Source organism: Adlercreutzia wanghongyangiae (genome assembly GCF_035989245.1).
Classification (GTDB): Bacteria; Actinomycetota; Coriobacteriia; order Coriobacteriales; family Eggerthellaceae; genus Adlercreutzia; species Adlercreutzia wanghongyangiae.
Map to the genome: position 1 here is coordinate 70,096 of NZ_JAYMFF010000014.1, position 26,496 is coordinate 96,591.

Below are 26,496 nucleotides of genomic sequence, written 5' to 3' on the forward strand. Positions count from 1 at the left end.
ACCTAAAACGCGCCCGTAAACTGCTCGGCCAGGGGGCCTAAGGCCAGCGCCGGCAGCAACGTCAGCGCCCCGACCAGCACGATAATCACCAGCAAAAGGATCACGAACAGCGGACTGGCCGTGGAAAGCGAGGCCACTCCCGAAGCCTGGGGCTCGCGAGCCGCCAAGCTGCCCGCCAAGGCCAGGGCCGCCGCCACGGGAACAAGGCGACCCGCCAGCATCTCCACCGCCAGCACGCCGTTCACCAGCGGCACATTGGCGTCCAGACCGCCCAAGGCGCTGCCGTTGTTGCCGCCGGCCGAGGTAGCCGCGTACAGCAGCTCCGAGAAGCCGAAGGCTCCCGGCTGCCCGGCTGCCCGCGCCCCTTCCGGCACCAAGGTCAGCACCGCCGCACCCGCCAGAATCACCAACGCCGGGGCCACCACCATCACGGTGGCCATGCGCATCTCGGCGGGGCCGATCTTCTTACCCAGGTACTGAGGCGAGCGGCCCACCATCAAGCTGGCGATGAACACCGTCAGCACCGTGAAGCCCAGAAGCCCGGCCAGGCCCGTGCCAGCGCCTCCACCCACTACCTCGCCCAAACCGATGAGCACCAGCGGCACCGTCACGCCCACCGGCGTCATGCCCTCCAACGAGGCATTCGACGAGCCGTTGGCAATGGCCCCGGTCATCGCCGTCCACAGCGCCGAGGCTCCGATGCCGATGCGCACCTCCTTGCCCTCCATATTCCCCGCCGACTGGCCCGTGCCGCCGACATACACCGCGCCATCGGCGGCCAGCTGGGGTGTGGCCTGGGCCTCGGCGCACACGGCGGCCACGATGCCCACGCCCAAAAGCAGCAGCACGGCCGCCATCAGCGCGCGGCCCTGGCGCCGGTCGGCCACCATGCGGCCGAAAGCCAAAATAAGCGCGAAGGGAATAAGCGGCATGGCCAGGCACTGCAGGAAGTTCGTCAGCGGCGTGGGGTTCTCCAAAGCCGAGGCGGAGTTCGCCCCGTTGAAGCCGCCGCCGTTGGTGCCGAGCTGCTTGATGGCCACCTGTGACGCCTGAGGGCCCAGGGGCACCACGGTCTCGGTCACCTCCTGCACCGCCGCGGGATCGTCGGCGGCCACCACGTTGCCCTCGGCATCCACCGTCACGGGTTCCACCAGCTGCACGGTCTCATAGCCCTGGAAGGTTTGGGGAATGCCCTCGGCCGCACCCACCAGCGCCAGCACCAGCGACAGCGGCAGCAGCACGTACAGCACGGCGCGCAGCACGTCGGCGAAGAAGTTTCCCACCTTGCCCGTGGCCCGCGCCGCGATGCCGCGCATCAGCGCGAACCCCACGGCGATGCCCACCGCCGGCGACAGGAAGTTCTGCACCGCCAAACCCACGGCCTGGGAGAAGTAGCTCAGGTGCGTCTCGCCGGCCACGGGCTGCCAGTCGGTGTTGGTCACGAAGCTGGCCGCCAGGTTGAAGGCGGTGTCGAAGGGCAGCCCGGGCATCTGCTCCGGATTGGCCGGCAGCACCCCCTGCCCCATCAGCAGCGCCGTCAGCGCTATCAGGCACACTGCCGTGAACAGCAAAAGGCTCACCAGAAACCGCTTCCAGCCCATGGCGTCGTCGGCGCGCACGCCCATAAGACGGAACAGGCCGCGTTCCACCGGCACCAGCGCCCGAGCCGCCCCGCGCGGATGCCCCTCCATCACGCTTACCATATAGCGCGACAGGGGCACCGCGCAGGCCAGGGCCACACCCACCAGCGCCGCTGCCAACAACAGCGACGACCACACACTCGCGCTCATCGCCGCTCACCGCCGCCCAGCAGGAGCACCGTCAGGTACCCCATTGCGACCAGGGCGAGCACGCCCACGATCGTCGTCACCACGGCCATGTTCCGCCATCCTTTCGCCCGCAAGCTCACGGCCTGCACCTTGCCCGGGCGCACCACTCGCACGCGACGCGCCACCCAACGGGGAACAGCATAGGAAAAGGCGGCTAAACACGCCGTTAAGGTTTACGGTCGGATATTAAGACAGCATTAAGATGGGCCGAGAGCTGCGCCCCGTCGCGGAAGGGGAGGGCGCGTCGCGGCCGTCTGAGCGCCCCTCGGAGAATACGGCCGTTAAGAAGCAGATTCCACTTCAGCAGCAACGATAGCGGGATGGTACCGACTCATGTGCGTCACCCCCTCTGCTTCTGTTGCCGCATTCGGAGAGGGATGAGCGCGAAGCCGGCCGCGACGCGCCCTCTCCTTCCGCGGCCCTGAGGCAACGGGCTAGTAGGGCATCTCCAAGTCGCCCTGGGCCAGGGCGTCGGTGGAAAGCGACGAGAACTTCCCCGCGCGATAGCGGTCCAGCGCCACTTCGGCGATCATGCCGGCGTTGTCGCCGCACGAGGCCAGCGGCGGCATCACCAGGCGCACCCCCTCTTCGGCGCACATCGTCTCGTAGGCCTGCCGCAGCGTCGGGTTGGCCGCCACGCCGCCGCCCAGGCAGAAGGTGGGCGCCCCGGTTTCCCGCAGGGCCGTGCGCGCCTTCGCCACCTGCACGTCCACCACAGCTTGGGTGAAGCTGGCGCAGATATCGGGCACGTTCAGCGCACGCCCGGCCGCCCGCTCGTTGTTGATGTAGGTGACCACCGCCGTCTTCAAGCCCGAAAGCGAGAAGCTGAAGTCGCCCGAATGCAGCATGGCCCGCGGGAAGGAAATGGCAGACGAATCGCCTTCGGCCGCGAACTTCGACACCACGGGGCCTCCCGGATATCCCAGCCCCAGCGCCTTGGCCACCTTGTCGAAGGCCTCCCCCACCGCATCGTCGATGGTAGCGCCCAGCACCCGGTAGTCGCCCCAATCGGCCATGTACACCAGCAGCGTGTTGCCCCCCGAAACCAGCGATACCACCGCCGGCGGCCGGAAGTCTTCCAAGCCGATCTTGTTGGCGTACAGATGGCCTTCCAGATGGTTCACCACGATGAAGGGAATATCAGCGCCCCACGCCGCACCCTTGGCGAAGGCCACGCCCACCACCAGCGCGCCCACCAGCCCCGGCGCGTAGGTAACAGCCACCGCGTCCAGGTCGCGCCAGCGCAAGCGGGGGGCGTTGTCCGAAAGTCCTTCAACTCCGGGCTGCGCGCTGCACTCAGGATGATGCAGAGGGGCCGAAGAGAGCAGGACGCGGGCTGCAGCATCCAGCGCCTCATCGCACACACCGCAGATGGCCTCAATGTGCTTGCGGCTGGCAATCTCGGGCACCACGCCGCCGAACCGGGCATGGAAATCCACCTGGGAGGCCACCACATCGGACAGCAGCGCCTCCTCCCCGTTAATGACGGCGGCGGCCGTCTCGTCGCAGGACGATTCAATGGCCAGAATAAGCGGTCGATCCACCGCGACTCCACCGTTCTCCCCGTAGGGGGCGGCTTCAGCCGCCCCTGGGCCCGAAGCACAGCCAGGCCGCGCGGCAGCCGCCCCATCCTCGCGACCGAGGGCGGCGCAAGCACCGCCCCTACGGGGGTCGTCCGCGACGCCTCCACCGTTGGGAACGGCAGCCAGGGTGATGGCGGGCAGCGGCCCGCGCATGATGACGGCATCCTCGCCGTCGGAGTAATAGCGGGGACGCACCCCCAGCGCCTCGTAGCCCAGCGCCTCGTACAGCGCCTGAGCGCCCTCGTTGGTCGCCCGCACTTCCAGCGAGCTGGTAGACGCCCCCAAATTGCGCGCATCATCGGCCACGCGCGCCAGCAACGCCCGCGCGATACCGTGACGTCGCCACGCCGGATCCACCCCCACCTTCAGAATCTGCACGTCGCCATCGACCACCCAGCCGCCGGCATAGCCAACCAGCGGTGCGTCGGCGGTCAGGGGCATTTTGGGGTCGGCCGCATAGGCCGCCCACCACACGCGATCGGCACGTCCCAGCTCATCGCCCACCAATGCCGCGCTCCAGGCATCCGACCCCATCACCTGGGACTCCAAAGCTGCCACCGCATCCACGTGACGTGCGTCCAGGGGCTTGTAGGCGATGCCCTCGCCGTTGGCCCGGGCATTCGCAATGGCCGTATCGTTCATGGTCACATGTTTCGACCCGCGCTTGCCGGCCAGCGCTGCATCGGCCTGGGCCAACCGCACGCGTTCGCTCTCCTCGGCATCGGAAAGGCGCGTGTACACGGGCAGCAGCACACCCGGGTTGTGGCGCGCGGCATCCAGCGGATCGCATTCGCCCGCCCGCCACGCCGCCTGCAGCGCCAGCAGCAATCCAGCGCCCGTGGGCGTCCACAACGCCTCGGGCAACACCGTGCCCGCGCCCTCGAACAGCTCGCGATACTTGCGCAAGGCATCGCCCGCAATAAGAAGCGCAGAGCCATCGGAATGCTCGGCGGTCTCGGTTGGGAGGGCGGCCTGAAGGCCGCCCCTACGGAGGATGCCGTTGCAGGCGGCGTCGAGGGCGCCGTCGCAGACGGTATCGCAGGCGGCATCGTGGGCAGTGTCGTGGGTGCCGTCGCAGACATCGCGAGCGCTGCTGTTACCAGAGGGGGCAGGAGGGCAATCTGCTGTACCAATCTCCTCCGCAAAGGCGGTCGCCTTCACCACCCGATCGGCCGTCAGGCGTGTGGCGCCGGCCGCGTCCAGGCGGTATTCAACCGGGTATACTTCCCGACGCATGGCATCGGCCAAAACCAGCAGCTCCCCGCGCTCGCCAGCAGCCCACGCACCCCAAGCCACCACATCCAGCGAAGACACGCCCGCCAGGCCCACCTCAAGCGCGCTCGCAATGCCCTTCGCCGTGGCCAGGGCGATACGCACCCCGGTAAACGAACCCGGACCGCGGCCCACGCATACGCATGCGATGGCCCCGCGCGCCACGCCGGCCCGCGCACACAACTCGTCAATGCGCGGCAGCAGCTGGGTATTCGACGCCCGTCGCGCCTCCACTTCCACACTCGCCACCAGCTCGATCTCCCGCGAAGCAGCGCAAAGACGGCCCAGCCCAATGGCGATGACCTCGTTGGCCGTGTCGAAGGCGAGTACGAAAGATGATGCGGCACCGTCCACAGGGCAAGCTCCTTTTTCGTGCGGGCTACTAATCAGTTGAATGCCCCGTATTCTACCGCAGCGACTGATACGACTACGGCCATGTCAGGCAAGATGGCTCGTTTGTGCGGGATTTTGCGATAGGTAGAACCGTAGGAGCGCAAAGTGTGCGGAAAATTGCGTTCGGAAGAGTTTAGACAGGAAGAAACCAGCGCGAAACTCTCCCTATCGCAAAATCCTGCACATATCCCGGGGAAGGGCCGACACAGAGAGGCTACCCTCAAGATAGCGGGCCACCCGGAAGCCTCTCCTCTACAGCGTGCATTTCCCCAAACGCGCCTTGGAATCGTTCGCCCACACGCACAGCAGCTGCCGCGAGCGGCTGCCGTAGGAGTGGGCCACGATGCGGCGCAAGCCATCGGGATCCACGGTGATGGTCAGCTCCAGGTAGTCGTAGGGCATGTCCTCGGGAAACTTCTCGGCCCATTCCACAAAAGCCGCCCCGTCGCCGTCGCCGTCGATGGCGCTGTAGTAGTCGATGTCTTCCAGCTGGTAGCGCTCGTCTAGCCGGTACAGATCGTAATGGTACACGGGAATGCGCCCGTCGCCATATTCCAGAAGAATGTTGAAAGTGGGGCTCGTCACCGGCGTGCGCACGCCCAATGCAGCCGCCACGCCCTGCACGAACTGGGTCTTGCCGGCGCCCAAATCGCCATCGAGCACCACCACATCGCCCGGATGCAGATACGGCGCCAGCGTGGAGGCCAGCTGTTTGGTGGCCTCGGGGGTAGACGTGGTGCGCTGATATGTCAGTCCGTTTGCCATGGGCCCATCATAGCGCCCGGCCGCGCCCGCGGCCAGCCTCAACCGTCCAATACGCGAAACTCAACCAGATTGATCACATATCTTACGAAATCGTTCGGCGTCCAATCCGTCGCACGCCGATGAGTCCGGGGCTATTTGCCGTCGTCCTTCTTGGTGCGGTGGCAGGCGTACATGGTCAGGCCCACAGCCACGCCGCCCACGATGTTGCCCAACGTAACGGGCACCACGTTTGCCGTAATGAAATCGCCGAAATTCAGCAGGGCCGTGTTAATGCCCGCAGCGTCGATCATGCCGGTGTAAGCCGGGTTCATATAGGCGAAGATGCCCGCCGGCACATAGTACATGTCGGCCACGCAGTGCTCGAAACCGGCCAGCACGAAACCCATGATGGGAAAGAAGATGCCCAGAATGCGCCCGGCGGTGTCCTGGGCCGTATTGGCCTGGTACACGGCGATGCACACCATAAGGTTGCAGAAGATGCCCAGCACGAAGGCGTTCGCCCAGGGCAGCGCGTTCTTTGCGGCCGCCACCTTGGCCGTGTAAACCGCCAAGTCGCCACCCCCGATGTTCAGCTGCCCGAAAAACGCCATGCAAGCCGCCAGCGCCACTGCGCCCACGAAGTTGCCGGCAAACACGATGCCCCAGTTGCGCAGCAGACGTGCCCAGCTGATCTTGCCGTCCAGGGCCGCCGTGATCATCAGCGCGTTACCCGTAAACAGCTCGGTGCCCATAAGGATGACCATCATCAAGCCCACCGGGAAGATAAGGCCCGACATAAGGCGCACCAGACCGGCATTCTCCAACCCGTGGGCCGCCGTAGACGACGTGACGGCGCCCAGGCCGATGAGCACACCCGCGGCCACGGCCAGAATGAACAGGCGCCATGCGGGCGATTCCGCCTTGCCCACCGATGCCTTCATGTAGTTGTCGGTAATCTCAGTGGGGGTGAAGATGGCCACGGCGCGCCCTCCTTCTTGCGAGCGGTAACGATAGGCTCATCATTCCACGAGACGGAACGCCTGGGGCCGTCGGCCGCCCATCAATCGACAAGCGGCGTCGGGTTTTCGTGGTGCTCCGTTGCTTCGGCAGCCAGCTCGGCGCGACGCTCGCCGGCTGCCGCCTGGCCGAAGGGGCACGAAGGCGACGACAGGATGCAGCTGGTGGCGCAGCCCTCGCAGTTCTCGCGGGCGAGCCGTCCTTCGATATCCATCAGCGCCCCCCTTCCAGCGTGCGCTCGGCCACCTGCACCACATGGGCCATAGTCACGCTGGTGGTCACGCCGCCCAGGCCGCGGGGCACCGGGGTGATGGCGCCCTCGGAGCCCAGCACGGGCTCCACCGCGTCGAAGTCCACATCGCCGCAGAGCTCGCCCGCCTCGTCGAAGTTGATGCCCACATCCAGCACTGTCTGGCCGGGCGCGAAGAACGCGGGGCCGAAGGCGCGCGGCTGGCCCGTGGCGCACACCACGATATCGGCCTCGCGGGTATGGGCGGCGGCATCCTCGGTACGGGAATGCGCGAGCGTGACCGTGGCGTGGCGCGCCAGTAGCATCATGGCCACGGGCCGACCGATTACCAGGCTGCGGCCCAGCACCACCACGCGCTTTCCTGCCACGGGAATGCCGTAGAAGTCGAGGGTTTCCAGGCACGCCTGGGCCGTGGCCGGCGGAAAGCCCTCGCCCGTGTCGGCGAACACGCCGGCAAGCGAGGCAGACCCGATGCCGTCGATGTCCTTGGCAGGGGCCAGGCGATCGCACACGGCGCGCTCGTCGATATGCGGCGGCAGCGGGCGGAACATCAGGCAGCCGTGGATGGCATCGTCGGCATTCACCGTATCGATAACAGCTTCCAACGCGGCCTGGGGCGCATCGGCAGAAAGGCAGAACGAGCGCACCTCGATGCCGAGGGCAGCGGCGCGCTTCGTGGCCGTGCGCTCGTAGGACATATCGTCGGGTCGCTCCCCCATGCGCACAATGGCCAGGCACGGCACCACCCCGGCCGCGGCCAAGCGCTTAATGCGCGGCGCCAGGCGCTCGGCGATGTCGGCGGAAACCTCCTTGCCCGTCAGCAGCTTCGCCATTTAACTCAACCGCCTTACCACGCTGTCGTACACATCGTCGGCCAGAGCACTGCCCGCGACGATGAGGTCTTCCATCTCGTCGCGGTAGATCGCAGCACGGGTCGCATCGTCCATGGAGCCGATGTTGATGCGCACGTTCAAGCTGGCCGCCAGCAGAGCCGCCTTCGCGAGCACCGCCCCGGCACCGGCATCGGACACGGCCATCACGCTGCCGTGCTTGGCCAGAAACACGCACGACTCCACCACCTGCACGCATTGGCGCATGATTTCCAGCGGCACCTCGCAGGCATCCACCAGGGCGGCCTGGAGCGCCGCCTTCTGGGCTGCAGCCTCCTCGTCGGTGCTGCGCGCCATACCGTAGGCCGCGGCCAAGGGCGCGAAGGCGTCGGCGTCGGCCTGCACCAATTCCAGCAGGCGCAAGCGCGTGGCCTCCAGCTCCAGCAGCTCGGACTGCACGCGCTCCTCCACATCGGCGTACTTCTTCTTGCCAACGGTGAGATTGCCCACCATAGAGGCCAGCGCGCTCGCCAGAGCCCCGACATAGGCACTCGCCCCGCCGCCGCCCGGCGTGGGCGCCTTCGACGCCAGCGCATCGATGAACTCGGTATCCAGCATGACGCTCCCTTCAGAACATCCCGCACGTCTATTGATTCTCGTAAAAACGCTATAATGCAGATACACTGGCAAAGCCCGTAGGTGGCTAACCTGAGTACGGGCGGCGCGGTGTTAATGACTAAGCCCGGTTGCCGCCGGGCTTAGTCATTATCTCCCCAACAACATCTCAATATATTGCCTGCGACTTCGTATCGTAATACTCGTATTTCGCGACATGGCAGCCACTCCCCCGGTTCGCCCAAGGAAGTCAGCGAGGGTCCGACAGGCGCCTGGAATTGTGCCGAACCGCGGCCGAGCAGCCTTCGTGCTGCGAGGGAAAGCGGTGAGGCGCAAGGCCAGGTGCCTGTCGGAGCCGCAGCGGCAGCTGCGTTGGGTTGTTCTTTAGAACAACCCAACAATGGTGCCGTCTTCCAGCACGTCGATCTTGTGGGCCGCCGGCGCCTTGCCGAGACCCGGCATGGTCATGATGGAGCCCGTCAGCGCCACGATGAAGCCCGCGCCGGCCGACACCTTCACCTGGCGCACCGTGATGGTGAAGTCACGCGGAGCGCCCAGCTTGGCGGCATCGTCCGAGAACGAGTACTGGGTCTTGGCCATGCACACGGGCATGTCGCCGAAGCCCAGGGCCTCCAGCTGCGCGATCTCCTTCTGCGCGGCCGGCTCGAACACCACGCCGTCGGCATGGTAGACGCGACAGGCAATGGCCTCGATCTTCTCGGCGATAGACAGATCGCTCTCGTAGGAGAAGGTGAAAGTGTCGGCCGAACGCCCGGCCGCGTCTCCGTTCTCGCACAGGGCCACCACCTCGTCGGCGAGCGCCAGGCCGCCCTCGCCGCCGTGGGCCCACACCTCGGACAAGGCCACGTTCACGCCCAGCTCGCGGCACTTGGCCTCCACCAGGTCGAGCTCGGCTTTGGTGTCGGTCGGGAAGGCGTTGATGGCCACCACGCAGGGCAGGTTGTACACGTTGGTGATGTTCTCCACGTGCTGCAGCAGATTCGGCAGACCCGCCTCCAGTGCCTCCAGATTCTCCTCGTTCAGATCGGCCTTGGCCACGCCGCCGTGGTTCTTCAGGGCGCGCACCGTGGCGACGACCACCACCGCGTCGGGTTTCAGGTCGGCCAGACGGCACTTGATGTCGAGGAACTTCTCCGCACCCAGGTCGGCGCCGAAGCCGGCCTCGGTGACGCAGTAGTCGCCCAGCGCCATGGCCATGCGGGTGGCCATGATGGAGTTGCAGCCGTGGGCGATGTTGGCGAAGGGGCCGCCGTGCACGAAGGCCGGGGTGCCCTCGAGCGTCTGCACGAGGTTCGGCTTCAGGGCGTCCTTCAAAAGCGCGGCCATGGCGCCCTCGGCCTTCAGGTCGTGGGCCGTGACCGGCTTGTCGTCGTAGGTGTAGCCCACCACGATGCGGCCGAGGCGCTCCTTCAGGTCGGTGATGGAGGTGGCCAAGCAGAAGATGGCCATAACCTCGCTGGCCACGGTGATGTCGAAGCCGTCCTCGCGCGGCACGCCGTGGGCCTTGCCGCCCAGGCCGTCCACGATGTGGCGCAGCTGGCGGTCGTTCATGTCCACCACGCGCTTCCAGGTGATCTTGCGCACGTCGATGTTCAGTTCGTTGCCGTTCTGGATGTGCGCGTCCAGCAGCGCCGCAAGCAGGTTGTTCGCCGCGCCGATGGCGTGGAAGTCGCCGGTGAAGTGCAGGTTGATGTCCTCCATGGGAATGACTTGGGCGTACCCGCCGCCGGCAGCGCCGCCCTTGATGCCGAACACCGGGCCGAGCGACGGCTCGCGCAGGGCCACGACCACGTTCTTCCCGCGCTTCGAAAGCGCGTCGGCCAGACCCACCGTCGTGGTGGTCTTGCCCTCGCCGGCGGGCGTGGGGTTGATGGCCGTCACCAGGATGAGCTTACCCGGGGCGTGCTCCTCCTCGCGCAGCAGGTTGTAGTCGACCTTCGCCTTGTAGTTGCCGTACAGCTCCAGGTACTTCTCGTCGACGCCGGCACGTTCCGCGATCTCCCCGATCGGCTTCGGTTCGGTCGCCTGGGCAATTTCAATGTCGGTCAACACGTCGGGCCCTTCTTTCTCTTGTCGCGGCGCCGGGACATCCTGGCGGCCTCTCCTGACGAATGCGCCCCGCCACAGGCGGGGTACGCTCCCATTCTACCGACGGCGCGCGCTTCCCGACACCCCGCATCCCCAAAGGGCGCAACTTCCCCCTATTGCGGAACCTCAACCGAAGCATCGGCCGATGCCGCAGCCGAGCGATCGGCCGCGGCCTTTTCCGCCAGCAGGCGCAGGCCCTCCAAGGTCAGCTCGGTGTTCACCTCGTTGATGGTCGTGGAATGGCGCGCCACCACGCTGGCCAGGCCGCCCGTGGCGATAACGGGCGCCTCGTAGCCCAGCTGATCGAAGATGCGACGCACCAGACCGTCCACGCGGTCGGCCTCGCCCAGCATGATGCCCGACTGGATGGCCTCCATCGTAGAGGTGCCGATAGCCGCCGGCGGGGCGATCAGGGGAATGTCGGGCAGCTGGGCGCCGTGGGTGAACAGCGCGTTGGCCGACGTCTGCACGCCCGGCGCGATAATGCCTCCGCGGAACTTGCCTTCGCGGTCGATAACCTCGATGTTGGTGGCGGTGCCGAAATCGACCACCACGGCCGGCGCACCGTAGCGGGCGCGGGCCGCCACCGCATCGGCGATGCGGTCGGCGCCGATCTCGTGGGGATTGGGGTAATCGGCCTCGAACAGCCCTTCGGCCGCCTCGGCGCAGCACACCAGCGACAACGCGCCCGTGGCGTCCTTGATGGCCTTCAGCCACGCCTTGGTCAGCTGAGGCACCACCGATGCCACGGCCGATGCGCGCATCTCGTCGAAATTGAGCCCCTCCAGGGCAAACAAGTTGGAAAGGGTGATGCGCAGCTCGTCGGCGGCTGTATGCCGGCTGGTCGCGATGCGCCACATGGCCCGCAGCGTATCCCCTGCATACACGCCTATTACGGTGTGAGTATTCCCGATATCGATAGCAAGTAACATAATTATGACAATCTTTCTCAGTTTTCTCGTAAAATGTGACACAGTGTTTATAGTGACACTGTACTTGATTATATCAAGGATTAAACGATATGCCCCCGAAGGGCAATCGTCGAAATGACGAGAGAAAGGCAAGACCATGATTGAGACACCGAGCCGAATCCTTGTCGTTGACGACGAGCCGTCGATCACTGAATTCGTAAGCTATGCGTTGAAGAAGGAAGGTTACGAGGCCGACGTCGTCGACAATGGCGAAGATGCCTTCGCGCTGGCCAGCACCAACAACTACGATCTGTTCGTTTTGGACATCATGCTGCCGGGCATCGACGGTTACGAGCTGTGCCGCCGCCTGCGCTCGAAGACCACCGCGCCCGTGCTGTTCCTGTCGGCGCGCGACACCGAGCTGGACAAGGTGGTTGGTCTGGAAATCGGCGGCGACGACTACCTGGCCAAGCCCTTCGGCGTGCGCGAGCTGATCGCCCGCGTGCGCGCGCTGCTGCGTCGCGGCCAGGGCGGCGAGTTCCCAGGCGCTTCCAATTCCATCACCGCCTCGGGCATCACGCTGGACGAGGACGCCCACACCGCCACGGGCGACCACGGCGAGATCGACCTGACCCCGCGCGAGTTCGAGCTTCTGGCCAGCCTCATGAAGAGCGCCGGCAAGGTGGTGTCCCGCGAGGACCTGCTGCGCGACGCCTGGGGCTGGGAGTACCTCACCGAGACCAAGACGGTGGACACCCACATCAAGCGCCTGCGCGACAAGATTCACGCCGCCGGCTACGATCCGGGCCTGGTGGAGACTGTCCGCGGCTACGGCTACCGCTTCAAGGCCTAGCGCGCCCGCATACCCCAAACGCCAAGGAGGCTCCCACCCGGGAGCCTCCTTCTTGTTGCACCTCCTCGCGGTCGGGGCGCGGGGTAATGCTCAGTCGCTCAGACAGTCCTCGCTCGGCGAAACAGGACATTTAGTCCTGTTTCGAACGCTCTCGGAACTCGCTTGGTGAGCACCACCCCGCGCCCCTCTACGCTCAGCCGTAGTTGAGCAGGCGGGGGGCAGGGGGCGTGCCTCCACGCGCAGTTCCGCAGCGACTGGGAATGCCCAGTGGGCATTCCCACCAAGCGAGGACTGTCTGAACATGGAGGTATGCCCCCTGACCCCCGCCGGACAACCCTACTTCACGACGGCACGGACGGCGTCGGCGCAGATGACGGCGGCCACGATCTTGCAGAGGTCTACCACGATGAAGGGCGCGCAGGCCGTCAGGAAGGCCGCCAGCGGGTCCACCTGGGCCACGGCCATGAACTGCACCCAGCCGCATACGTAGGCAATGGCCGTGAAGATAACGCCCGCGACGATATCGACGCCGAAGCTGCGCAGGAACAGCAGAGCGCGGCGCGGCGCGGGCAGGGCGGCCCGCTCGGCACGACTCAGCTTCGGGACGCCCGCACCGCCGGCCACGCCGAGCTTCGTGCGCGCCACGTACAGGAACAGCGCCGCTGCGGCCACACCCAGCAGGTAACCCCACAGAAAGCCGCCCGTGGGGCCCGCCAGCACGCCGATGCCCCCGCGCATGCCCGAGAACACGGGAACGCCCACGGCGCCCAGCAAGAGGTATCCGGCAATGGCGGCTATGGCCTCCTTGGGGCTCAGCACCACAATGGCAAAGGTGATGGCGAACATCTGCAACGTGAACGGGATGGGCCCCAGCGGCACCGTCACCCAGGCCGACACGGCCATAATGGCAATAGTCAGGCCCACAAAGGCCACGGAGCGGGTGCGCGCGGAAGCGCCGGTTTTCGTGCGTACGGTTTCCATGGTCATATCTCCTTTCGACGCAGGAGATACTACGGTATCGCGCGCAAGCCGGTCACCACGTCGCCAGCGCGGCGGTCAATGGAACGTGATTTCACCATTTTTGTGCAAGTGCACAAAACATAATTCAAGCACCGCAGGGACGGCAATTCAGCTGGTCAGCAGCCAGCCCCCCCCCGCAACCGCCTAATGCGCGCTCTGGCGACTCAAACGGCGCAGCCGCACCATTTCCCAGCCCACGAACAGCGCCGTGGTGAAAATGGACAGGAAGTCGGCAATGGGCATGGCAAACAGCAACGCGTCCAAGCCGTCGTAGCTCGGTGCCACGGCAGGCAGCCACAGCGGCATCAGATACAGCAGCGGCAGCAGGAACAGAATCTGGCGCGTCAGCGTGAGGAAGATGGACTTCGCCGGCTGACCGGTCGCCTGGAAGTAGTTCGCCCCCACAATCTGGAAGCCCACGAAGGGCAGCATGAGGAACTGCAGATGGATGGCGAAGGCCGTAAAGTCCACCAGTCCGTCGTGCTTGATGCCGAAGGCCTGGGCAATGGGAGCGGCGAACAGCTGCACCATCGCGAACATGATGATGGAGATGGTCGTGGCCGCGCCGATGCCGTACCACAGCGTCTTCCGCACGCGGTCGACCTTGCGGGCCCCGTAGTTGAAGCCAAGCAGCGGCTGCAAGGCGATGGAGATGCCCACCAGGGGCATGATGGAGAACTGGGCGATGCGCTGCACCACGCCGATGGTGGCCAGAGCGTCGTCGGCCCCGATGGGAGATGCCGCGCCGTGCTTCACCAGCTGGAAGTTCAGCACGAAATTCACGATGGCCATGCCCGCCTGGATGCAGAAGCTGGGAAAACCGTAGGCCATGATGGTGCCGTCCATGCGCAGGCGCAGGGGCAGCGCTCCCAGGCGCAAACGCAGGGGCGCGTCGGTTTTCACGCAGAAGTACCACAGCACCGCCACACAGGAGCAACCCCAGCCGAGCACCGTGGCCAAGCCGCTGCCGGCCACACCCCAGCCCATCACGATAACGAACAAGTAGTTGAACGCCACCGAGCTGACCAGGCCGATGACCATAGTGCCCAGGGCGCGGTTGGGCGCGCCACAGGTGCGGATGAAGTTGTTCACACCCAAACCGATGCACTGCAAGATAAAGCCCGAGCAGATAATCTGGATGAACACCGCCGCATGGGGACGCACCTCATCGGTGGCGCTGGACAAGTTCAGCAGCCAATCGGTGGACGCGGGGAACCACCCCAGAAACGCCACTACTACGGCCATGATCAGGCTGAGCGACACCACATTTCCCAAGGCCCGCTCGGCTTCCTCGCGCCGGCCCTCGCCCAGGCGCAGAGCCGCCAGTGCATTGCCGCCGTTGCCCACCAGCATGGCAATGGCCATGAACACCACCATGATGGGGTTGGCCACGGTCATGGCCGAAAGGCCGATCTCCCCCACCGCATGGCCCAGAAACACCGAGTCGATGATGGCGTAGGAGCCGTTGATGAGCATACCCACCACCGAGGGGATGGCGAACTCGGTGATAAGCCGCGGAATGGAGGCGGTGCCCATGCGCAGCACCTTGTCGTCGCCACCCGAGGCGGCATGCAGCTGCTCGCCCCGCGGATCGAGTGCGGATGCAGCACCAGCCGCCCCGCCCTCTTTCAACTCATCCTCAAAGTTCTTGTCGTCGCCCATGTCCTCGCGCCTTTCTTCTCTGCGGCGCTATTGTAGACCCGGGAAACGCCCCGCGCCCAGGCCGCCCGACAAGATAGAACGACAACACCGTCAACGGTAACCTGCAAACTATGCCCGCAAGCACATTTCAGCCGATCCTGTGACACGAGAGGGGCTCTGCGTGCGCAAAATCGAACTTATATAGACAATGGGTTCAAACCTGCTGAGCCAAAATGGCTATATAAGTCCGAAAATGAGCAGGTTGACCTCTCCAAAAACTTCCGAAAGCCTATATAAGTCGATTTTCGTGCATTTGAAAGACCTCTTTTGTCACTGAGAAGCACGTAAAGCAAAAGCTTACGGCAGGGGGATGACGTGGGCCTCGCCCGAAGATACCGGCACAACCCTGTCGGCGGTGCGCACGAGCAGGCGGCCGCGTGCATCGACGCTTTCGGCCACGCCCTCGAGCACCTCGTCGCCGGCGGCGTTCTGGATGCGCACGGCGCGCCCGTTCAGAAACGAGGCCGCGTCGTAGTTGGGCAGCGACGACTCGAAGCCCAGCTCGCGCCAACGCCCGTAACTGACCATGATGCGCGCCAACACCTCGCGTTGCACATCGGCGATAACCGCCTCGCGATAATCTGTCTGGGCGCGACCCTCCAAAGTATCGGCGAAGGCGGCTGCCGTCAGGGCACCGCCTTCGCCCTCGGCCCCCGAAAGCATCAGGTCGGCCATGTACTGCGGAATGTTGCGGCCCTCCACCGGCTGGGCGATCTCGGGCGGGAACACGTTGATGCCGATACCCACGCACACACCGCCCCCGCAGGCCTCCATAGAGATGCCGCACAACTTGCGGTACTCGTCGGCACGCGGGCAGTCGGCGGGCATGTACACGATGTCGTTGGGCCACTTCAGCTGAATGGCATCGCGTGCCGCCGGCACGGCCAGGGCCTCCAGCGCCCGCTGCACCGCCAGGCCCACCACCAGACTGAGGGTGGAAAGTCCCGAGCCCGCCACATCGGGCCGCAGCAACAGCGACATGTACAGACCGCCCACGGGGCTGTCCCAAATGCGGCCCTGGCGACCGTAGCCGCCGCTCTGACGCCGCGCGCGCACCACCAGACCCTCGGCTTTGCCCTCGCGCAGGGCGTTCTTCACAATTTCGTTGGTGGAGGCGACGTCATCCAGAATGGTCAGCTTCATCTACAGTCGCCTCGCTTTCCCCACACGCTCGGCCTCCGGCACCGATCCCACAGGCGTTCCGTCGGCCAATTCCCAACCGGGCAGAATCTCCAGCAGAGGCTTCACCACGAAATCGCGCTCGGCCACCCGTGGGTGCGGCAGCGTCAACTCGTCGTCGGAAGCCACGTACATCTGGTAGTCCAGAATGTCGATATCCAAAGTGCGCGGGCCGTTCTCGCGCTCGCGCACGCGGCCCAGCGAGTTCTCGATGCCGTGCAAATAGCCCAGCAGCTCCTTCGGCGGCAGGCCGCTGCGCAGCAGCACCACGGTGTTCACGAAATTATCCTGCTCGGTGTAATAGGCCGGCTCGCTCTCGTAGAACGGGGCCATGTCGATAATCTGGGTGTCGGGCAGGGCGCACAGCTGACCCACCGCCAAGTTGATCTGGGCGATTTTCGCCTCGGTTTCCTCGCCGGGCTCGGCCACCAGTGCCACGTTCGACCCCAGGCCCAGAAGCACCGCCGGGCGCAGATCTTTCAGGGCGGCCACGGTCATCTCCACGTTGTGCGTGCGCACCACACCAGCCCCCAGCTCGCAGGCGAGCAGTGCCTCGGCCGCCGAGGCCACATCGCGCTCGTGGGGCTCTTCCACCTGATAGGCATAGCCCACGTAGCTCTTGCGCGAGGCCGCCACCATCACGGGATAGCCCAGATGCACCAGCTCGTGCAGATTGCGCATCAGCTCGATGGTCTGCTTCGGCGTCTTCCCGAACCCGGGGCCCGGATCGATGCAGATGCGGGAATGGTCGATGCCGGCCGCCTCCAGCTCGGCGGCGCGGTCGCGCAGGTAATCGCGCACCTCGGCCACCACATCCTGGTACACGGGATTTTCCTGCATGGTCTTCGGCTCGCCCGCCATGTGCATGACCACGCAGCCGCAACCGCTGTGCCGAGCCACCTCCACCATGGCAGGATCGCGGAAGCCCGATACGTCGTTGATGATGGAAGCGCCGGCCTCAAGGGCGCGGCGGGCCACCTCGGCATGGCGTGTGTCCACCGACACGCACAGTTCGCGCTCGGACAAGGCGGCAATCACCGCGCCGATGCGCTGCCATTCCGTCTCGGGGTCAACGGGATCGGAGCCGGGGCGCGTCGATTCACCGCCCACATCGATAATGGCCGCCCCCTGGGCCGCCAGATCGAGCCCATGGGCTACGGCCGCATCGGCATCAAGATAAGACCCGCCGTCGGAAAACGAATCGGGTGTCACGTTCACAATCCCCATGATCACCGGGGTGGAGGTATCGAAATCGAACCGTCCGCAATGCCAAATCATAAATAAAGGTTCCTCGTCCGTCAGCCAGCCTAAAGGGCAAGTGTAACGGGAAGAGGAACCTTCGTAGTTGACGTTTCTGCCGAAAGGGGGCTATTCGTCCTTTTTGCCGGCGTCGGTTGCGTTCGGATCGGGGGCATCGGCGGAGGAGTCCATGACATCCTCGCGATCGATTTCCGCATTCACCTCAGCCTGGGTGGGCATATCGGCGCGATCGGCATGCTCGGCGGCGGGGCGGAAGGGACCATTCGGATTCTGATCGCCCGGCTCCACCGGCTCCTCGCGCCAGTTCGGATCGGCCAAAGTCTCGGCACCTTCGGCATCGCCCTGGGCCGCCAGCATCTCGGCGTCCTTGGCGCGCGCTGCAGCCTCCTCGGCCTCCTTGGCGGCGATGATCTGGTCCTCGCGAGCCAGGTACTCGTCCCACTTGTTGTTCAGCAGGGCCTCGCAGGCCTCGCCTTCCACGGTCTCGCGCTCCAGCAGCACGCTGGCCATCAGATCCATCTGATCGGCATGCTCGGAGAGGATCTTGTGGGCCCGGTCATGGGCCTCCTTCATGATCTTCGCCACCTCTTCGTCGATGCGGCGCGCCGTCTCCTCGGAATAGTCCTGGGTGTTGCCGTAGTCGCGGCCCAGGAACACCTCGTGGTTAGGCTGGCCGAACACCTGGGTGCCCAAAGGGCTCATGCCGTACTGGGTGACGATGGCGCGGGCCATCTTGCTCGCGCGCTCAAGGTCGTTGGAGGCGCCCGTGGTCACGTCGTCGCAGAAGATCTCCTCGGCCACGCGACCGCCCATGAACACCGCCAGCTCGTCCTTCATCTCGGAAAGCGAGTTCAGCACCTTGTCCTCATCGGGAATGGAAAGCGTGTAGCCCAGCGCGCGCCCGCGGGAGATAATCGAGATCTTGTGCACCGGGTCGGCATGATCGAGCAGATGCCCCACCAAGGCGTGGCCGCTCTCGTGGTAGGCGATGGTGTGCTTGGTCTTCTCGTTCATCACGCGGCCCTTGCGCTCCGGGCCGGCGATGACGCGCTCCATGGACTCGCTCACCTCGCGCATGGTGATGATCTTCTTGCCGCGGCGGGCCGTCAGCAGGGCCGACTCGTTCATGAGGTTGGCCAGATCGGCGCCGGTGAAGCCCGGGGTGATCTTCGCGATCTTGGAAAGGTCCACGTCGGAGCCGATGGGCTTGTCCTTGGCATGCACGTTCAGAATCTTCTCGCGGCCCTTCACGTCGGGGGTGTCCACCACAATCTGGCGGTCGAAGCGGCCGGGACGCAGAAGCGCCGGGTCCAACACGTCGGCGCGGTTCGTGGCGGCAATGAGCACCACCGAGTCGTTGGACTCGAAGCCGTCCATCTCCACCAGCAGCTGGTTCAGCGTCTGCTCGCGCTCATCGTGACCGCCGCCCAGGCCCGTACCGCGCTGGCGGCCCACGGCGTCGATCTCGTCGATGAAGATGATGGCAGGGGCAGCGTCCTTCGCCTGCTGGAACAGGTCGCGCACGCGGCTTGCACCCACACCCACGAACATCTCAACGAAGTCGGAGCCGGAAATGCTAAAGAAGGGCACGCCCGCCTCGCCGGCCACCGCACGGGCCAGCAACGTCTTACCCGTGCCCGGAGGGCCCACCAGAAGGCAACCGCGGGGAATCTTCGCGCCCATGGACTGGTACTTCGCGGGGTTCGCCAGGAAGTCCTTGATCTCCTGCATCTCCTCCACGGCCTCGTCCACGCCGGCCACGTCGTTGAAGGTAACGTCGGGGCGCTCCTCGGCGGCCTTCTTCGTCTTGGCCTTGCCGAAGTTCATCTGGGAGTTGTTGGCCTGCTGCATCTTAAAAAAGAAGAAGAACAAAAGCCCGCCGATGATGAGGATGGGCAGAAGCGTGGCGATGATTTCGAGGAAGGGGCTCGGCAGCGTGACCTGGTAGGACACATCGGGGTGCGCGGCCAGAAGCTCGCCGAGCGAGTCGCTTCCCACATAGGTGGACGTGTAGTTGTGTTCCTTGCCCAGGGTGGCCGCCTCCAGCGTGGTGGTGCCCACGCCCGCAAGCGGCTTGCCCGTGTCGGCGTTCTGCTGGGTGGCCATCAGCGCGTTCATGGCGTCGAAGGCGCCGTTGAAGGCCGTCGCCGCCTCGGCGCCGGCCGTGGCCGCCGGGAAGTAAGTGCCCGACACCGTGTAATCGCCGGCGGAATACACCACCGACTTCACGCGCCCCTGCTCCACCGCCTGGGTGAATTCGGAGGTGATCAGCTGGTCGGTCACCGTGGTGCCCATGGCACCGGTGCGCATGAACTGGCTGCCCACGAAGAATGCCACGGCCAACAGGATGATGATCATCACCATGGTGGTGCGCGACGAAGACGAGGGCGTCGGGAATTTCGAGTTGTTGTCTGCCATAGTGTTCTTTCTGCCTTTACTGGTAGATCTCAGGCTTGAGGACGCCGATATAGGGAAGGTTGCGGTAGTGCTCCGCGTAATCCAGCCCGTAGCCCACGATGAACTTATCGGGGCACGTGAAGCCCACATAGCGGCAGTTCACGTCAGCCTGATTGGGAGTGTTCTTGCGCAAGAGCGTGGCCACCGAAATGGACGCCGGCCCGCGGGACTCCAGGTTCTTGATGAGGTAGCTGAGGGTAAGCCCCGAGTCCAGAATGTCCTCGGCGATAACCACGTGCTTGCCGTGGATGTCGCTGGATAAGTCCTTCAGAATGCGCACGACGCCCGAGCTCTTCACCCCGCTGCCGTAGGAGGACACAGCCATGAAGTCCACCTCCAGGGGCATGTCGATGGCGCGAATGAGATCGCAGGTGTACATGGCCGCACCGCGCAGCACGCACACCACCACAATGCCCGCCGGACCCGCCAGCTCCTTGTAGTCGCGGGTGATGGCAGCGCCGATGTCGGCCACGCGCTCGGCGATATCCTGCTCCGAGAACAGTATCTCTGACACGTCTTGATGCACTTGAACCACTTTCTCACGCTCCCGGTAGCCCCGGGAAGGGCAATCTTGATCGCAGTTCAGTGTACCAAAGACCCGCAATCCCCCACCCGTCGCACGAGAACGCAACACAATTGTTTCGTTCGAACCCGCAAGCTCATCGCGATCTTACCTTTCCGCTCAAACGCGAAAATCCTCGCCCATTTGTCAAACCGTCGCGCAATAAGTATGCTGGCCCGGTCACGTAGCTTTAAGGAAAGGATCACACCATGAGCATGGCCTACCCCTCTCTTGCTCGCTGTCGCAAAGGAGCATCGACAGCCCTTCTCGCCGCGGCCCTCGTCGCGCTTCCCGCTTGCTCGGATCAAATCATTGAGCCTGACGCACCCGAACAACAGGAGATTTTCACGGAAGAGCCCAATGACGTTGCCCCCATCCTGGAGAAATCCGAGCCGGAAGACGAAGTGTCCCCACGCCCCAACACTCCCTCCCCTGCCGAGCGCCCTGCACCAGCCGCAGAGCCAACTGCGGAGCCGGACGCCGACGCCCTCAAAGAGGCACTAGCCATCACCGAAGACTTCCGCGAAAGTTTCGCCCACGGCACCAAGCCCCGCGACCACCAGCGCTACATTGTCTTGCATGACACGGAAAGCGACGCCGATGCCCAATCGATCATCGATTGGTGGGACTCCAACGGCAACCTCGTCGCTGCCCACTTCGTCGTGAACAAAGACGGCAGCATCTGGCAATGTGCTCCGCTGGACGCCATTGTCCATCATGCTGGTTTTGGCGACACGGGGCACAACAACAAGTACGGCACCACCGACGAGTCGTACGACGACAAACGCGGCACAACCCCCATCGGAGACTGGGCAGCCGATTACGGAATGAATTCATACTCTATAGGAATAGAAATGGTTCACTCTTCGAGCACAGGCGCCTATCCCGAAGCCCAACTCGATGCTGTCGATGACCTCATCGCATACATAGATGCCTATTATGGCTTTGAAAGCGAGATCATCGACCACAAGGCCTGGCGCTCGGGCAATTCGGACACTTCCGCAGAATTCGCCGACCACCTTGCCCATTACCAGGCGGTCCGCACGCATGCCGCAGGCTAGATCATTGACTCAGGGCGCCCATTCCCCCATAATGCCACCTGTCACGTAGCTGGGATCAATACGCAAGTTTTGAAACCACTCAATTGAATATTTGCACGACGAACACCCACGCTGTAGGGCATCTGCCTTCTGGGTAGTTCTGTCGTGTCATCATGCCATCGAGTGGAATCGCCTAGCTGCGTGACAACAGTGGTGGATGCCCTTCACCGAAGAGCCTTCCACCCAGGTTTGTTGTTGTCACGACAGAAGGAAGGCCTCTATGAGCACTTGCACAACCTGCGGTATCGAAGTTACGGGCGATATGGCGTTTTGCCCGAATTGCGGAGCACCCGTACCTGCTGCGCAACCAATCCCCCAGCAGACCAACTACCAGACTCCGGCCGCTGTGCAAGCACCAATCGCCCAGACTTCTCCTTCGGGACAAAACGCTTGGCAAAACGCCCAAGTCCCTCCCGTCAATCCTGGGAATCAAGCGAATCCCCAATCTCATCCCGTCGATCTCAACGCAACCGTTTGCGCAAAAGACCACACGGGCGAATTCAGCGCACAAGATATCTCCGACAACAAGGTGTACGCACTGCTTGCCTACCTTCTCGGAATATTCGGGGTCATCGTCGTCGGTCTCGTTGCCCGCGATTCGAAATTTGCCATGTTCCATATGCGCCAATCGGCAAAGCTCGTTGTAGTGCAGTGGCTCTTCGGGCTTATCGCTGCGCTATTCTTCTGGACGGTCATCATTCCGATAGCCTACTTCATTTTCACCCTGGTTCTCGCAGTCGTCGAAGTCATCTGCATTGTCAATGTCTGCAGGGGCAAGGCAAAAGAGGCTCCCATCGTTAGCTCGTTCGGATTCCTCAAATAAGTTGCAAATGCCCTCTACGACTGGAGGCAGTAGGCCTATGTCTCAAAACTTTTGCACCTCTTGCGGTGCCCCTCTAACCCAAGGACAAAAATTCTGCACGTGCTGCGGGAAAGCCATCATCGCCCCCAGCAGCGAACCAGAAGCCACCGTCCCACTCGCACCCCTCAACAGCACCAGTGAGATATCCACAAACCCGCAGCCCCTGTTAACCGCTGAGGCGGTGCATTCCGCTGAACCTTCGCCCGCATCGGCGCCCTCCGTCGTCGCGATACCGGTCGACTCCCCGATCGGGGAATCCCCCCTCACTTCCACTACATCCTTTGACGCGCCTGCTGCGACCCCTGTCCTGTCGCCCGATGCGCCGTCGCCCAATGCCCCTCCGCCGTCTTCATCGAAAAAGGGAATTGCGGTTGCGCTGCTCTGCGCTCTTGTGGGGACAGCCATCATTGTTGCGACCCTCTTCGTCGCAGGAGTCTTCAGAATGCCAGAAGCCTCACCTGAAGAGCCAACTGAAACCCCGCAGGAGCAACCCAGCACTCCCAGCGAAGAGCCAGACGAGAGCACCAACACCGCGGATGCCGCAAATGCATCCGACGAAGCGAGCTCCACCACCGAAACCGATACCCGTGCCACAACGGAAAGCGCGCAAAGCGAACCTCCCACTGATCGCGCCGAGGCCGTTGTCTATGACAAGCTGCTCGTACTCTACGATGATCTGGGAGCTTTCGACCAGCGCATTTCCGAAGCGGCCCAGCAGTTCAACGAAAACTACCTGTCGCTCGACTACGAGGCGCGCGCCCGCTATGCAACCGAAGCCGAAGCTCTGCTCGACGACATTTACAGCAGTTACAACGATCTGTATAGCACCACGATATCCCCTCAGTCGCCCAACGCCGTCGCCTATGAGGCGCTCGACACGTGCTACGAAGACTGCGTTCAACGCATCTCGGTGATTTCCGAAGCCTGGACTATCAGCCTGTCCTACGAAGACCCCTCCGCCTACCGCGATGAGATTCTCGCTCCCATAATGCGCGACAACGTAAACGGCTCCAATCTCTATTACACAGAGTTTCAGGAGACGTACCCTCTAGCCGAGCCCGTAGCGCCCCAGACATCGTAAGCGTGCTCAGCATCGGATGATCAGCGCGCAAAGGAGACCATTATGAGCAATCGGAACTTCTGCACAAAATGCGGAGCATCGCTGGATGCGAGTCAAAAGTTCTGTACCATCTGCGGAAACGCTCTAGGAGAAACCGTCAATGAACCGAGAGACCCCGCAATCCCAGTCGCATTCCCTCAAATCGCGGCATCACCTATCGCAGAGCCGATTCCGCAGCCCGTGGTCTCCGCCCCCGCACCAGTCCAAGTGAATGGCGCTCAAAGCGTCCCACCACCCCGCCCCAAAAGGCGGGGCGGGGTGGTGGCAGCGATCCTATCTGTTGTGTCCGTTGCGGCCATTGCCCTCGTCGTCTTAATCGGCATGGGCGTTATCGATGCCGGACTCGAGGAGAATCCGAAAAGCGACGAGCAAACCGCAGTGGAGGGCACCAGCGACGACAACGGCTCCTCTGAGCTATCTGGCAGCGACAGCGAGACCGAAGACACGACCGCCGAAGAGGCCAACCAGGAAACCTTGGCCAATACCGGCGATAGCACCGAAGCGGAGTCGCAGGACTCATCTGCAGCCAATACCGAGCCGCTCAGTCTCGCTAACGAAGACGACTACTTTCACATCAACCTCTGCTTGAGCAACTTTTCGGAGATCGACTCCATTATGAACGGCTACCGAAACAGTCGCACGTCGTCAGATCAAGTTTTCCTCTTTGCCTACGCCCACGCACTTCTAAACAGCACAAAGGCTGTGCAATTCGGGGAGTACTGGCCCGTCGCTGGAGGCGGACCTTATTACGCGCGCGCCTCTTTCGAATCCCTTAAAAAATACGCTGACCTGTTCCTGAAAGAGTCGCTCGCCGTAGAAGACATCCCCTTCGATACTTGTTACGAAGATGGGTATGTCTACACCAATCTCGAAACCATATCCGCCGAGGGAATCGCAGTCGCCACCGAGATGGAGTACCTGGGAAACGACCAGTATCAAATCGAGTTTGAAATCTATCGCAATGCCTGGGATGAGTCCTATACCGTCACCGATGAGTCGTACTACCGCATGACACCCCAAGAACTCGCCCAAGCATTCGACCAGCGCTTCCCCTCCTGCATCGGAACCGCCGTGCTGGAAGCCGGCTATGACGACGAAGCGGCTCCGTTTAAGCTGCTCTCTTATGACAGCACCCCCGTTTAATTGTTCATTTCCCGAATCCCACTTTTGGAGGCAACCACCATGTCTTTTTCGTACGAAACCCCCAAGACCGAATCATTCGAAACGCAGAGCGCTCTGGAATACGCGATCCCCGCCGATTCCAACAGTGCGCAAAGCGCATACACCTACCAGGCCCCAAGCACAGCGATTTCCGGACAGAAAAGCAAGGTTGTTGCAGGCTTGCTAGCCATTTTCTTAGGCTCCCTTGGCGTCCACAAGTTCTACTTGGGCTATACGCAAGCAGGAATCATCATGCTGGCAATTAGTCTCATCGGAAGTCTTGTGGTCATCGGCCCCCTGGCCATGGCGGTAGTCGCCCTGATCGAAGGGATTCTTTACCTGACGAAAAGCGATCAAGATTTCTATCAAATCTACGTTGCGGAAAACAAGCCTTGGCTTTAGAAATCGGTGACAACACCTTAACGCGGTAAGGATGCATAACGTATGCCATACATTGACGCCTCGCATTATCAACACCCTCTGGACAGACAAGCATTAAACGCCCTCAGGTCGATCCCGGGTTTCACGGCTCTCTTGAGAGCATTCATGAAGGTCTATAACGAGCGCATCGTATTCATTACCACCAAGTCAACGCATCTCGAAATCACTCCATGCCAATTGTCGGAGTATTACGACATGCTGCCCCCTCTATGCGAAAGGCTCGGCATAGAGATCCCCACACTCTACCTGGCCAACGACGTCACGATGAATGCATACACCACAAACGAGTCTTCGCCCATCATCGTTATCAACAGCGGAACACTTCAGAATTGCTCAAAAGAGACGATTCGCGCAATTCTGGCCCATGAGTGCGGGCATATCGCAAGTCATCATGTCCTTTACCACTCAATGGGAAGCCTGATAATGAGCGGGGCGGCGGCGGTACTGCCCGGCGTAGGGGGCCTAGTGAGCGTCGGACTCCAAGCCGCATACTTGACATGGAGCAGAGCTAGCGAATACACAGCAGATCGCGCCGCAGCGATTGCGCTGGGCTCCTCCGAACCAGTCGAGACCATGTGCGTTGAACTCGCGGGCGGCTGGAACCGGCTTGACCTCGATATCGACAAAGAACTCTTCATGAACCAAGCGGCAGAATACGAGCGGGCAATTCAAGGAGATTCCGTCAGCAAGGCCTTCGAGGTTGTTCTCTATGCACTCGAGGGAACGCATCCCCTTAACGCCTATCGCGCACTCGAACTCAGACGTTGGTGCGGATCGGATGAATTCGAGAATATGCAGCGCTTCCTGAGAGGAGAGGCGATCGATGCCCCGACGCAACCCTCAGGATTAGCGGCGCAGGCACCAAACGGCAGTGGCAACGCATCGGAATCAGGTGCCGAATCATTTTGTGGTTTTTGCGCTCATTGCGGAGCACCCCTGCAAGAGGGACAAAAGTTTTGCGGCTCCTGCGGAAACAAGTGCGATTAACTTCAATTGCTGCGCCGCGCAACTAAAAGGCCATCGTAATAGTTCGCGAGCGCAGCGGCCTTCCCGCCGACCACCACACAGCGTCTCGATCAGAACTACACCTTTCGTGTATTCTCGGGCGCACCTGAAGCGCTCTCCGCGTGGAGAGTGCGTCAGGTAAATTAGTACATTTGTTCTTGTGATGGCATTATACCGTGCTACAATAACCATGCTAGGTGGTGTGGCTGCCTCGTCCCTGAG

At 63.2% G+C, this 26,496-nt stretch carries 22 protein-coding genes and 1 pseudogene; 8 read left to right on the top strand and 15 right to left on the bottom strand.

Annotated elements, in window-relative coordinates; translation table 11 throughout:
- Positions 1-2: 2 nt before the first annotated feature.
- From kdpA to VIN30_RS07540, 9 genes are all read right to left on the bottom strand, one after another.
- Positions 3-1,790: a potassium-transporting ATPase subunit KdpA gene (gene kdpA, locus VIN30_RS07500; RefSeq protein ID WP_338210520.1), complete on the bottom strand. Its 1,788-nt coding sequence runs from the start codon at positions 1,788-1,790 to the stop codon at positions 3-5.
- A 473-nt stretch (positions 1,791-2,263) separates the two neighbouring features.
- A complete protein-coding gene (tsaD, locus tag VIN30_RS07505) occupies positions 2,264-5,038 on the bottom strand; it encodes a tRNA (adenosine(37)-N6)-threonylcarbamoyltransferase complex transferase subunit TsaD (protein ID WP_338210522.1) in 2,775 nt (924 codons plus the stop codon).
- 291 nt (positions 5,039-5,329) lie between these two features.
- Positions 5,330-5,842 carry a tRNA (adenosine(37)-N6)-threonylcarbamoyltransferase complex ATPase subunit type 1 TsaE gene (tsaE, locus tag VIN30_RS07510; protein WP_338210524.1) on the bottom strand — a complete coding sequence of 171 codons (513 nt, stop codon included), beginning with the start codon at positions 5,840-5,842 and terminating at the stop codon, positions 5,330-5,332.
- Positions 5,843-5,973: 131 nt separating this feature from the next.
- Positions 5,974-6,801 (bottom strand): formate/nitrite transporter family protein, encoded by an 828-nt coding sequence (locus VIN30_RS07515; RefSeq protein WP_338210526.1) that lies wholly within the window; start codon positions 6,799-6,801, stop codon positions 5,974-5,976.
- Between the two features lie 80 nt (positions 6,802-6,881).
- Positions 6,882-7,052: a hypothetical protein gene (locus VIN30_RS07520; protein ID WP_326424900.1), complete on the bottom strand. Its 171-nt coding sequence runs from the start codon at positions 7,050-7,052 to the stop codon at positions 6,882-6,884.
- Positions 7,052-7,921: a bifunctional 5,10-methylenetetrahydrofolate dehydrogenase/5,10-methenyltetrahydrofolate cyclohydrolase gene (locus VIN30_RS07525; RefSeq protein ID WP_338210529.1), complete on the bottom strand. Its 870-nt coding sequence runs from the start codon at positions 7,919-7,921 to the stop codon at positions 7,052-7,054. Before VIN30_RS07525 ends, VIN30_RS07520 begins: the two co-directional genes overlap by 1 nt.
- Positions 7,922-8,536, bottom strand: coding sequence for a cyclodeaminase/cyclohydrolase family protein (locus VIN30_RS07530; protein ID WP_338210531.1), 615 nt, complete (start codon positions 8,534-8,536; stop codon positions 7,922-7,924).
- A gap of 381 nt (positions 8,537-8,917) precedes the next feature.
- Positions 8,918-10,606, bottom strand: a complete 1,689-nt coding sequence (locus VIN30_RS07535; protein ID WP_326424903.1) for a formate--tetrahydrofolate ligase — start codon at positions 10,604-10,606, stop codon at positions 8,918-8,920.
- A gap of 149 nt (positions 10,607-10,755) precedes the next feature.
- Positions 10,756-11,574, bottom strand: a complete 819-nt coding sequence (locus tag VIN30_RS07540) for a type III pantothenate kinase (RefSeq protein ID WP_326424904.1) — start codon at positions 11,572-11,574, stop codon at positions 10,756-10,758.
- 136 nt (positions 11,575-11,710) lie between these two features.
- On the opposite strand from VIN30_RS07540, the gene VIN30_RS07545 reads away from it, so the two are divergent.
- On the top strand, positions 11,711-12,406 hold the full coding sequence (locus VIN30_RS07545) for a response regulator transcription factor (RefSeq protein WP_326424905.1): 696 nt from the start codon (positions 11,711-11,713) through the stop codon (positions 12,404-12,406).
- Between the two features lie 336 nt (positions 12,407-12,742).
- On the opposite strand, the gene VIN30_RS07550 is transcribed toward VIN30_RS07545, so the two are convergent.
- From VIN30_RS07550 to hpt, 6 genes are all read right to left on the bottom strand, one after another.
- Entirely contained in the window at positions 12,743-13,387 is a 645-nt protein-coding gene (locus VIN30_RS07550) for a biotin transporter BioY (protein WP_338210534.1), read from the bottom strand.
- Between the two features lie 183 nt (positions 13,388-13,570).
- Positions 13,571-15,088 (bottom strand): MATE family efflux transporter, encoded by a 1,518-nt coding sequence (locus VIN30_RS07555; RefSeq protein ID WP_338210535.1) that lies wholly within the window; start codon positions 15,086-15,088, stop codon positions 13,571-13,573.
- A gap of 336 nt (positions 15,089-15,424) precedes the next feature.
- The gene (locus tag VIN30_RS07560) at positions 15,425-16,270 is read right to left on the bottom strand and encodes a biotin--[acetyl-CoA-carboxylase] ligase (RefSeq protein ID WP_338210537.1); all 846 of its coding nucleotides are present in this window, start codon (positions 16,268-16,270) and stop codon (positions 15,425-15,427) included.
- Positions 16,271-17,584 (bottom strand): dihydropteroate synthase, encoded by a 1,314-nt coding sequence (folP, locus tag VIN30_RS07565; protein ID WP_326424909.1) that lies wholly within the window; start codon positions 17,582-17,584, stop codon positions 16,271-16,273.
- 90 nt (positions 17,585-17,674) lie between these two features.
- Positions 17,675-19,930 (bottom strand): ATP-dependent zinc metalloprotease FtsH, encoded by a 2,256-nt coding sequence (gene ftsH, locus VIN30_RS07570; RefSeq protein WP_420915323.1) that lies wholly within the window; start codon positions 19,928-19,930, stop codon positions 17,675-17,677.
- 70 nt (positions 19,931-20,000) lie between these two features.
- Positions 20,001-20,549 carry a hypoxanthine phosphoribosyltransferase gene (gene hpt, locus VIN30_RS07575; protein ID WP_338210542.1) on the bottom strand — a complete coding sequence of 183 codons (549 nt, stop codon included), beginning with the start codon at positions 20,547-20,549 and terminating at the stop codon, positions 20,001-20,003.
- A 245-nt stretch (positions 20,550-20,794) separates the two neighbouring features.
- On the opposite strand from hpt, the gene VIN30_RS07580 reads away from it, so the two are divergent.
- From VIN30_RS07580 to VIN30_RS07605, 7 genes and pseudogenes are all read left to right on the top strand, one after another.
- Positions 20,795-21,646 (top strand): N-acetylmuramoyl-L-alanine amidase, encoded by an 852-nt coding sequence (locus VIN30_RS07580; RefSeq protein ID WP_326424912.1) that lies wholly within the window; start codon positions 20,795-20,797, stop codon positions 21,644-21,646.
- Between the two features lie 259 nt (positions 21,647-21,905).
- Entirely contained in the window at positions 21,906-22,508 is a 603-nt protein-coding gene (locus tag VIN30_RS07585; protein WP_338210545.1) for a DUF4870 domain-containing protein, read from the top strand.
- 481 nt (positions 22,509-22,989) lie between these two features.
- The gene (locus VIN30_RS07590) at positions 22,990-23,628 is read left to right on the top strand and encodes a hypothetical protein (protein WP_326424914.1); all 639 of its coding nucleotides are present in this window, start codon (positions 22,990-22,992) and stop codon (positions 23,626-23,628) included.
- 42 nt (positions 23,629-23,670) lie between these two features.
- Positions 23,671-23,748, top strand: a pseudogene (locus VIN30_RS11550) (zinc-ribbon domain-containing protein); the annotation flags it as partial.
- 177 nt (positions 23,749-23,925) lie between these two features.
- The gene (locus VIN30_RS07595; RefSeq protein WP_338210547.1) at positions 23,926-24,810 is read left to right on the top strand and encodes a hypothetical protein; all 885 of its coding nucleotides are present in this window, start codon (positions 23,926-23,928) and stop codon (positions 24,808-24,810) included.
- Positions 24,811-24,849: 39 nt separating this feature from the next.
- On the top strand, positions 24,850-25,230 hold the full coding sequence (locus VIN30_RS07600) for a TM2 domain-containing protein (protein ID WP_338210549.1): 381 nt from the start codon (positions 24,850-24,852) through the stop codon (positions 25,228-25,230).
- A gap of 42 nt (positions 25,231-25,272) precedes the next feature.
- Positions 25,273-26,256 (top strand): M48 family metallopeptidase, encoded by a 984-nt coding sequence (locus VIN30_RS07605; protein WP_338210551.1) that lies wholly within the window; start codon positions 25,273-25,275, stop codon positions 26,254-26,256.
- Positions 26,257-26,496: the final 240 nt, after the last annotated feature.